Raw genomic sequence first — 9,569 nt, 5'->3', positions numbered from 1 at the left:
CGATCGAGGCGGGCGTCCTGGTCTGCGCTCCGGCCGGCAACGACTACGGCCGCAACTCCCTCGCCCCCGCGATCCTGCCCGGGGTGCTGGCCGTGGGGGCGCACCGCGCCGACGGCGCCATGTTCTTCTTCAGCAACTACGGCCCCGCCTACGCGGGGCACGGCCTGACCACGCTGGGTGAGGCCGTCTACGGCGCTCATCCCGGCGGCGGCATCAAGGCCCAGAAGGGCACCTGCGTGTCCGTCGCCCTGGTCACCGGCGCCGCCGCGCTGCTGGTCAGCATGCAGCGCCACCTCGGCTGGCGCCCCGACCCGCTCGCGGCGCGCGACGCGCTGCTGGCCACCGCCCAGCCGTGCACCCCGGCCCAGGCCCATGGACGGCCCGAACGCTGCCTGAACGGCTACCTCGACCTGCCCGCCGCCGCCGCGCGCCTGTTCCCGCACCTGCCGCCGCTCGCATCGGACCCCTCACCGGCACCGCCCACCACCGGCCAAACCGCAGTCCGGCTCGGCTCATCCCCCCAGCCCGCCCGCACCTCCGCCTCGGCGCGCGCCCAGGACACCATCTCGCTCACCGCCGCGCATGAGCCGTCTCAGCTTCCACCCGCTTCGGCACCGAGCCAGACAACCCCGCCGACCATGCCGAGCGTGCTCTTCGAGGTCCGGCCGCTGCGACGAGACGACCGCCCCATACGTGCCTGAGGCCTGCCCAAAGACGCCCAAGCAGCCGGACTCGTATCCGGCCTGCCGCAGGCCACTCCCCGAAAAGCCACCGACACCACGGCTCCGCCGCCTCGGCCCGGCCCTCTCATCCAGTTGCCCCGCCCACCCTCACTTGTGGAGACCCCCGATGCGTTTTCGCCGCCGCCGCTGCCTGGTCTGCTACTGGCACGAAGGCGCATTCGCCGCCCACCTCTACCCCGGCGGGCAGGCGGTCTCTCTGCCCGCCATCGCCGCTGAGATCCTGACCGCTTTCGAGGACTGGAACACCCCGCAACAGGCCGCAGCGGCCCTGGCCCACCTGGACGGGAGGGTGATCGCCCAGGCCATCACCGCCCTGTGCCAACAAGAACTCCTGGTGGCCGAAAACAGCCCGGAGGCCGACCTCGACGCCCGCCTGGCCCACCAGTGGCGATCCTGGGAGCCTGAAGCCCCCTTCTTCCACTACACCACCCAGGACACGATCACCGCCGACACCCCCGAGGTCTACCCTGACATCGAGCAGCATCCGCCGCTGTTCACCGAATATCCCGACGCTGAGCACATCCCGCTGCCTCGCCCCAGCGAACTGACCGCCCCGCTCGGTGAGGTGCTCTACACCCGCCGCACCCACCGCGACTTCACGCCCGCCGCCGTCCCGCTGGCCACCCTGGCCACCTTGCTGGCTGTCTGCTTCGCCCCCGTCGACTACGTCGACGCCGGTTACTTCGGCACCCTGTATCGCCGCACCAGCCCGGCCGGCGGCTCCCGCCAGGAACTCGACGCCTACCTGGCCATCACCAACGTCGAAGGTCTCGATGCGGGCATCTATCACTACCAGGCCCGCGATCACAGCCTGGACCTGCTGGACAAGGGGTTCACCGCCGACGAGGCCACCCATCTGTGCTCGGGACAGGACTGGGCCGGGCAAGCCGCCTTCCTGATCGTCCTGGTCGCCGTCATCGAACGCATGCGCGTCAAATACCGCACCCCCCGCTGCTACCGGGTGAGCCTGCTCAACGCCGGGCACCTGGGCCAGACCTTCGCCCTGGCCGCTACCGCCCTCGGCCTCGGCCCCGCCCAAACCGGCGCCTTCCACGACACCGCCGTGGCTGAGCGACTCGGCGTGGACAACATCGCCCGCACCCCCGTCTACGTCCTGGCCGCCGGCCACCCCCAGCGCGATACCAAGGTCTGACCGGCTGAACATTAAGCCGCTGACCGCACTGCTCGGTCCTTCGCTGGCGACTGACCATGCTGGAGGTCTACGGTCGCTCCCCCGAGAGGGGGATGCCTGGCGTGCTGATCCCTTCGAAGTTGGCGACGGCCGCATCGACGATCTACCGCCGAGGCCGACAGCGAAGTCGACGCACGGATCGGTTGGGCCCTTGGTCCCGGACGCTGATGGCGGGCGGCTCGGAGATCCGAGCGCGACACCCGCTCCAGCTCAGCGAATAACTGACATTATCCGCTGAGGTCTTCGTGCTTCTCGGCGGATAAAGCCGTCGTAGACGGGAGAGAAGCCGGGGCAGAACTCGGCGGATAAGGGCAGGAGGATGAGCGATCCGGCTAAGAGCGGGACCTCTCGGTCGAACGGCTGCGCGTGTTGCCTAGGAGGCAGCCAACGTCGCCTTGACGATCTTCAATCTGACACTCGATGAGTCAGCCAGCTCCGAGGCGATCCCACTGGCTCCATTCGGTAGCCGGAAGAGCTTCCATCCATTTGGGTGGGCGCTGCGCGTGGATGACGGTCGCTCTGTCAGTGGGTGCTTGTTCCAGCTCACCGCCCAGGACAGTGCCATCGGGAAGGCGTAGCAACAGATCGATCCCGGCGGTCGGCCACTTCTCACGCACCAACTTCAGAACGGGCCGGGCGTCGAAACTCAAACCGTCTTCGGTCATCTGGGGCTTGGCCATCACGAGGACCAAGCGGGTGATCTCTCGGCCAGGCAGCGCTCCCAGGCCGTGATGAGTCTGCAACTGATCGAGGAGGAAGAGCAGGTTCGCCCGTTCGCGTGCGGTGAGGCTCCCGTTGATCAAAGCCTCCGCGAAACCCTGGACGACACGACAGAAGTAACCCAGTTCGTCTCGGGTGATGATCGTGGGAGAGGTCCTGGGCTTTGTTGGATCCGATGAGGCTTCCAGTCGCCCGTCAGGGTGCACGATCAGTTCGCGATGCACGACGGAATGCCGCAGGTCCAATGTGTTGGCATACAGGCGCATGATCCGCCGCCATGCCTCCACTTCGCTCTTGAACGGCGGCAGGCGCTGAGGTCCGTTGCCGGTGAGGGCGTTGCGGCACTTGCCTTCAATCGACATAGGGGTGGGACTGAAGATGCCGTCCAGAACGAGGTCCAGGACCTTCCACGCCGCCCCGAAGATCATGGGCGTGATGTTGATGTCGGTCGGTTGTCCGTTGACATGAGCGACAGCGCGTACCGGAGCTCCGGCGACCACAGCGTGGATGCGTGGACTGCTGCGGTTCTCATCCCGGTAGTCCACGATCTGAAGTCCAGGAGTGATGAGCAGGGCTGGAGCGATCTCATCCAGGACGTAACGCTCGAAAGCGCTGTCTTGGCCGAAACGCATGGTGGAGAAGGCCATAGCCGTCGTTCCCGTCATCTGAGGATGAACTTGTTCGTGGAGCCTACGGTTTGGTGGTCGCCTGCCGTCGACCTTGTGACAAGCACTTCCCCTCAGCAGGCAAACGCCCCGCAGCCCCGAGGCGTCACGTCACCTCGGCGCAGCAAACGGAGCGATTCCTGCCGGTCGGCACCAGAGCGTGCCGGTTGTCGTCGACCCGAGTTGCTGACTCCTGATTGTGGCTCGACCGAAATGCTTGAAGAGAGTGACAGTTAGCCACCGTTGGCGGTGTCGCTGATGATCTGGTTGAGCAGCCCGATCGCTCCCGCCGTCGCGGCGCCGGCACCCAGGAACGCTCCGGCGATCGAGCCGGTGACCGAGTAGGTGAGGACTCCGGCGGCTGCGCCGAAGATCAGGGATAGCCCAAGGACCAAAGCGGAGCGAATGGTCAGGAGCGCAGGGGTTGATTGAACCGGGCGACGCACGAGGATCCCTCTCTGTTCATATCGTCGTACAGCGGTGAGGCGGTGCAGATGCTCGGCTCTAGAAAGCCACACTCCAGGGGGGTTGCGCCGTACTGCATCGGCCATGTGCAGGGGTTGCAGACATTCGGCAACACCGGCGATGGCTGCGGTTCATCACGAAAAACGACGCGGGGCGGCGATGATGTGCGGGTGAGTGAGATCGTCCACCGTTCAGCCGAGCTGGCGCCGTTGAGTCCGGAGCTCAGCCCTCAGGTGATGGCCTGGGCAGGAGAGCTGCGCGCTCAGTTCACCGCCTTGAACATGTCGATCAGCCTGTTCAGCCGACTCCACCCGATAATCGACAAGGGCACCGTGTCCCGGTACCTGAACGGCAAGCGCGTGCCCGCCGACCGCTGGTTCCTCGACAGGATCCTGGCCATGCGCGAAAGCGCGGGCACTCCGGTGACCGACGACGTGCGCGCGCACTTGGTCGATCTTCAGCTGACCGCTCTCCAGGTCGCTCATCCCCACGAGTACCGGGTCCGGAAGGTCAGCAACGAACTGGAGGTCGCGGTCACGAGCTGGAAGGAGGCCGAACGCTACGCCCAGAACCTGGAACATCAGCTCACAGAACGCACCCAAGCTCTTCAGGACCTGCGTACCGAGACCGAGGGCCTGCGTGCCGCTTGGGACCACGACCGCACTCGATACCACCAGGAGATCGCCTCTCTGGAGCAGGAACTGGAACTGAGTCGTGGCAGAGTCCACCAAGCGGAACAACGCGTCCAGGCCCTCACAGACCTCCTCGACCAGCTGGAATCCGAACACGAGGAGTTCCCCACCGACGCCGATCTTGCCGCGCAGCGCGAGGCCGAAGAGCTACGTAACCGACTCACCGATCAGCTGGGTGCCGCCGCGCTGCGCACCGCCAGATTGCAGGGCGCCACGGCCATATTCGCCGAGGCACTGACCATCGAACAGGTCATTCAGGCCGTCATCGAGATCGGCCGTACGGTGCTGCTGGCCGACCGATCGGCTGTGGCGTTGCTCGACGTCGAACGGGCCACACTGAAGCTGATCCACAACAGCGGGATCCTCGATGCCCCCGGCGCGCCCAGCCGCGAGATCCCGCTGGCCCACTCCAGCGTGATGACCATGGCGGTCAACAGCCGCCGCCCGTTCTTCGCTGGATCCCCCGAGAGCCTGCTCGCCCAGCTCGTCGGCGCTAGGGCCGACGAGGAGGCCGTCATCGACTTCCTGGCCCACAGCGATGAGCGGGCGTGGGTCGGCCTGCCGCTGTTTGCTGCCGGCCAGGCGCTCGGCGCGCTGCGATTCTCCTTCCTTCGTCCGCAAGAAGTACCCCCGGAGGACAAGATCTTCCTTGAGGCGCTCGCGGGGCAGTGCGCTCTGGCTGTAGAGCGGGCGACGCTCTTCGAGCGTGAGTACCGTACCGCCGAGATGTTGCAGCGCAGCCTGCTGCCCGACCGGCTGCCGGTGGTCCGCGACCTGGTGCTGGCCCAGCACTTCCGCTCGGGGAGTCGGTATGTGGAGGTCGGCGGTGACTGGTACGACGCGTTCGTGCTGCAGGACGGCAGGGTCGCTGTGGTGGCCGGCGACGTGGTGGGCAAGGGCGCCAAGGCGGCGGGGGGGATGGGTCAGATCCGCAACGCCATACGGGCCTTGGCGCTGACCAACCCGCCGCCTGAGACAGTCCTCACTAGCCTGGATCGTCTGTTCGACAACTTCGAGGAAGAGCAGATCACGACTGTCGCCTATATGGTCGTCGAGCCCGGGACGGGCGAGGGCACGTTGGCGCTTGCCGGTTACCCGCCACCCCTCCTAATCTCCTCCGAAGGTGTCCCACTCCTGTGGGACGGCGAGCCGGGTACCCCGCTTGGCTGGCCGACCCGGCGCAGGCAATTTCAGTTTTGCGTGCCGCCCGGCTACACCGCTGTCCTGTACTCCGATGGTCTCGTCAAAAACCGCAAACGCGGGATAGACGTCGGGCTCGCTGAGCTTTGTTCTGTTGCGGCCGAAGCGCCGCCCGGAGCCGTGAGCAGCCCACACATGTTGCTGGACTTCCTGGTAGACCGCATGCTGGCGGGCTACGAGCAAGATGACGACGTCACGGTGCTCGCAGTTCACGTTCCTGTTTAGACCCGCTAACGACGGCATGCTTCGGGATCGACGAGAGAGGCAACAGGACGAAAGCCTCGTCCAGAATCACGAAGCGGGGGTTCACCGCTGCAACGGCGAACCCCCGCGGAAACCTTTGACACCCTGCCTGGTCAGAACAAGAGCGACATCAAAGGACCCTGCCGAGGCAGGACAAGGCGGATAACACCGAACCTCGTATGCGGTGTTCCTGCCATGACGTCATTGTGCTCGCCCCCACCAGCTAGTTCTGAGGGGTCCGAACACTTTCGAACGGCCCCGAACGCCAGCGGACACCTCCAAAGGCCGTTGGACGACCCGGAACAGATCCGAAAAGACAAAAGGGGGATTTATTAAGCAAAGGGGCTTTTATTGACTTTGCCTGTTTTTCTGGAAGGGCAGATTGAGCTCAAGCTGTGCGGCATCATGACTTACACGCGTGGCCAGCCGAGGGCTGCAACCCCGGGTCGCGCTGTCTTTCCCCTGCCTGGTCAGGCATACGAGCCCATGAAAGGTGGTGCTGCGCGTGTACGCGCTGCCCTGCATCCGCATTCCCCGCGCCGGAGACTCTCCCGCGTGGCGACTGGTCCTCATCATCGTTCTGCTGCTCTTCGTAATCGCCGCTCACCTGCTTGGCGTGGCCGTCGAGATGACCACCCTGATGGTCACCACCGTGGCCAGCACCGCGCTCCGGCTCACCAAATCCGTAGAGCCCTCCCCAAAGGCTCTCTGATGAGTAGTGCGGAATCCCCCGCAAGTTCGTTCACGCCGCAGGTCACCATGGAAGACAGCTTCGCCATGGAGCGGGCCGTGCTGAGCGACCTCCTCCGGCGAGTGGTGCACTCTAGCGGCCTTCCACTGAGCCAGATAGCCAACCAGGCACGGATAACGACGACCAGTCTGTCAGCCATGATGAGCGGACGTCTGATCCCGCGCCAGGAAGTACTCGAAAATCTCCTGGAAGCCTGCGATGCCGTTCACTTCCTGCGGTTCGACGTCCGCTACTCCTGGGAACGGCTGAGGAACCTTCAGCTGAGATCGGAAAAGAACCTCGGACCTGAAGATTCCGAAACTGGGAAATCAGGGCCTCCCTCTCCCCAGACTGACACTGTCCCGGCAGAGCCTGCTTTCCAAATGAAGGGCGCCTCGCCCCTTCTGCGGGAGGATGCTCTTGGGTATGAGCTGAAGCCTGACCCGCTGACGGCCATCACCAAGGAAGAACTCCTCGAACTGATGAGAGACTTCCACGTCTGGGCTGGTGAGCCCTCCTACCGGGAGATTGCCATCAACGCTGGCCGGGCTGTGGGAGCCAGCACTTTGTGCGAGACGCTCAACGTCAACAAACCTCCCCGCCTCCCCTCGCTCAAAGTCGTCACGGCCTTCATCCACGGGTGCGGAGGCAGCGAAGCGGACCTGGTCCACTGGACAACGGCCTGGCGGCGGATCCGCATGGCCAGAACCCACGGCAGCGTCCCCTTGCTGCAGATTGCCGACCGGTCGCGCACGCCTTGAAAACCAGGGGCACAACCTGCGGCGGGCGGATCCCGGTGTGATCCGCCCGCCGCTCGATCCCGCGTGCCGAGGTTTTGCCAAGGGAGATCCGCCGACACCGCGTGCAGGCTTCCTGTATGAGCTCCGCTGTCTCGTCTTCAGGCATTGCGTGTCAGCGTAAGTCGGTTTCATCAAGGCGTGCTGGCTGCTGTCGATCCGACTGGAAGCCTGGCTCCTGATAACCGGCCTTCTCACGAGCTAGGATGATCTCTGTGATCTTCCTTCTGAGTTCAACCGGAAACCACAGTCATGAGTGAGTCGCCCTCTCCGATCACCCTGCGGGTCACCGTTGCCGGAGACAGCCTGGAGGATCTGGCCCATGAGGCGCTCAGCCGTGGCTGGGAGTTCTTCGGAGACGACGCCGAGGTGTGCATCGTCAGCGGCGAGGCCACGATGATCCAAGAAGGCCCGCACCGCTACACCGCCTGTGTCGTTGTACGACAGGTTGGTACCCGCCCACCCGACGACACCCCCGATGACGGTTCACACACCTACGCCAGATCCTGGTACACCCGCGGATCAGCCGAGCACAGTGGGCAGGAAGACCGGTGAACACCCTGCAGCCCCAGCCGCGTCCGGCCGGTTCCGCCACCACGGTCACCGGTTTCCCGGTCTCCCACACCGCCGTCGACCACACCCTCAGCCCGGCAGCGCGCGCGGCCGTCGAGGCCGGGGTGCCCGCCTCGACCCGCCGGGCGTACGCCGCGGACTGGCAAGGGTTCACCGCCTGGTGCGCGAGCGTGGGGCGGGTGGCGTTGCCGGCGACCGCGCGGACCGTCACCGAGTACGCCGCCCACCTGACCGTCACCCCGTCGGTGAAGACGGGGCGCCCGCTGGCGCCTTCCAGCATCGAGCGGGTGCTGACCGCGATCCGCTCGATGCACAAGGCCGCGGACGTGGTGGCGCCGGAGACCTCCGGCGCCCGCAAGGTCCTGGCCGGGCGCCGCGAGGAACTCGCCCTGGCCCACGATCCGGCCGCGACGGTGCGCAAGGCCACCCCGGCGCTCCCGGCCGAGATCCGCCGCATGCTCGCCGGACTGGACCGCGCGAGTCTGGCCGGGATGCGCGATGCCGTCCTGGTGCTGCTCGGCTACGCCACCGCCGCCCGCTCCTCGGAGCTGGCCGCGCTCAACATCGGCGACGTCACCGAGACCGCCGAGGGGCTGGTGGTCACCGTCTACCGGCGCAAGATCAAGAAACACACCGAGACGGCTGTGCCGTACGGGTCCAACCCGGCCACCTGCCCGGTACGCGCCACCCGCGCCCTGCTGGCCGCGCTCGCCGAGCACGGCCGCACCAGCGGGCCGTTGCTGGTGCGCATCGACCGGCACGGCCGCCTGGCCCCACCCATCCGCCGCGGCGGCCGGGCGATCGGCGATCCGGAGGGGCGGATGACCGCCGAGGCCGTCGCCGACGTCGTCACCCGCCTGGCAGGGGCCGCCGGGCTGCCCGGGGACTGGAGCGGCCACTCGCTGCGGCGCGGGTTCGCCACCGCCGCCCGCCGCCAGGGCCACGCCCTGGAACGCATCGGCCGCCACGGCGGCTGGGCCGACGGCTCCCGTGCTCTGCTGGGGTATCTGGAGGACGCCGATCAATGGACGGAGAATCCGGTGGTGGGGCTGTAGGGGCCCTGGTGTCCTATCCCTGTCCGGTGATCAAGTGATCGAGGCCAAGGGTCGCCGTTGCCGTATGGCAGCGAGTGAGGCGACGGCTCAGGGTTTGCTGCTCTGCCTGGCCAGGATGGACTGCGAGACTCCGGCGGCCCCGTACCGCAGGAAGTTCATGGAGTCGGTGGCCACCTTCTCCCGGTTCAGGATCGAGTTGTGCACCGAGGGGTCGATGCAGTTGCCGCCTTCGGTTTCCGGTTCGATCGTCAGGTTGACGGCGCCGTCCAGGTGCACGCTGTCGGCGGCCACCTGCCCGTCATCGGTCCCGGTCGCGTACGTCATGACGGTGTCGGGGGTGATGCGGGCGTTGGCGTTCAGGGCCTTCAGGAAGTCGCTTTCCGTGTCGAACAGGGTGTCGCGCCACATGTCCTGGCACGCCTGCCAGGGGTGGCGGGTCGGAGACCAGCAGCATCCGGTTCCGTGGTTGGGGGTCGCCAGGGTGATGATCCGGC

At 66.4% G+C, this 9,569-nt stretch carries 10 protein-coding genes; 7 read left to right on the top strand and 3 right to left on the bottom strand.

Translation table 11 applies throughout. The features are described 5' to 3' along the window. Positions 1-701 (top strand): S8 family serine peptidase (locus ACFOYY_RS42415; RefSeq protein WP_386197190.1); only part of this gene is annotated, 701 nt, incomplete at its 5' end. A gap of 148 nt (positions 702-849) precedes the next feature. After that, a complete protein-coding gene (locus tag ACFOYY_RS42410; RefSeq protein WP_386197189.1) occupies positions 850-1,896 on the top strand; it encodes a SagB/ThcOx family dehydrogenase in 1,047 nt (348 codons plus the stop codon). Positions 1,897-2,360: 464 nt separating this feature from the next. On the opposite strand, the gene ACFOYY_RS42405 is transcribed toward ACFOYY_RS42410, so the two are convergent. Continuing rightward, positions 2,361-3,302, bottom strand: coding sequence for a hypothetical protein (locus ACFOYY_RS42405; protein WP_386197188.1), 942 nt, complete (start codon positions 3,300-3,302; stop codon positions 2,361-2,363). Positions 3,303-3,553: 251 nt separating this feature from the next. After that, positions 3,554-3,715: a hypothetical protein gene (locus tag ACFOYY_RS42400; RefSeq protein ID WP_386197187.1), complete on the bottom strand. Its 162-nt coding sequence runs from the start codon at positions 3,713-3,715 to the stop codon at positions 3,554-3,556. A gap of 240 nt (positions 3,716-3,955) precedes the next feature. Here ACFOYY_RS42400 and ACFOYY_RS42395 point away from each other — a divergent pair, with 240 nt between their 5' ends. The 5 genes from ACFOYY_RS42395 to ACFOYY_RS42375 all read left to right on the top strand — a co-directional run bounded on the left by ACFOYY_RS42395 (position 3,956) and on the right by ACFOYY_RS42375 (position 9,075). After that, a complete protein-coding gene (locus tag ACFOYY_RS42395; RefSeq protein WP_386197186.1) occupies positions 3,956-5,902 on the top strand; it encodes a SpoIIE family protein phosphatase in 1,947 nt (648 codons plus the stop codon). 514 nt (positions 5,903-6,416) lie between these two features. Beyond that, a complete protein-coding gene (locus tag ACFOYY_RS42390; protein ID WP_386197185.1) occupies positions 6,417-6,632 on the top strand; it encodes a hypothetical protein in 216 nt (71 codons plus the stop codon). Next, on the top strand, positions 6,632-7,411 hold the full coding sequence (locus tag ACFOYY_RS42385) for a helix-turn-helix domain-containing protein (RefSeq protein WP_386197184.1): 780 nt from the start codon (positions 6,632-6,634) through the stop codon (positions 7,409-7,411). The genes ACFOYY_RS42390 and ACFOYY_RS42385 overlap by 1 nt, the downstream gene beginning before the upstream one ends. A gap of 288 nt (positions 7,412-7,699) precedes the next feature. After that, the gene (locus tag ACFOYY_RS42380; RefSeq protein WP_386197183.1) at positions 7,700-8,002 is read left to right on the top strand and encodes a hypothetical protein; all 303 of its coding nucleotides are present in this window, start codon (positions 7,700-7,702) and stop codon (positions 8,000-8,002) included. Next, on the top strand, positions 7,999-9,075 hold the full coding sequence (locus tag ACFOYY_RS42375) for a tyrosine-type recombinase/integrase (protein WP_386197182.1): 1,077 nt from the start codon (positions 7,999-8,001) through the stop codon (positions 9,073-9,075). The genes ACFOYY_RS42380 and ACFOYY_RS42375 overlap by 4 nt, the downstream gene beginning before the upstream one ends. An 87-nt stretch (positions 9,076-9,162) precedes the next feature. Here ACFOYY_RS42375 and ACFOYY_RS42370 read toward each other — a convergent pair. Further along, the coding region (locus ACFOYY_RS42370; RefSeq protein WP_386197181.1) for a hypothetical protein at positions 9,163-9,569 on the bottom strand (407 nt) is incomplete at its 5' end.

It is taken from the genome of Streptosporangium jomthongense (assembly GCF_042650425.1).
In the GTDB taxonomy this organism is placed as follows: Bacteria; Actinomycetota; Actinomycetes; order Streptosporangiales; family Streptosporangiaceae; genus Streptosporangium.
Note: the sequence above shows the minus strand (reverse complement) of the source record. Positions and strands in the feature narration are given on the sequence as shown.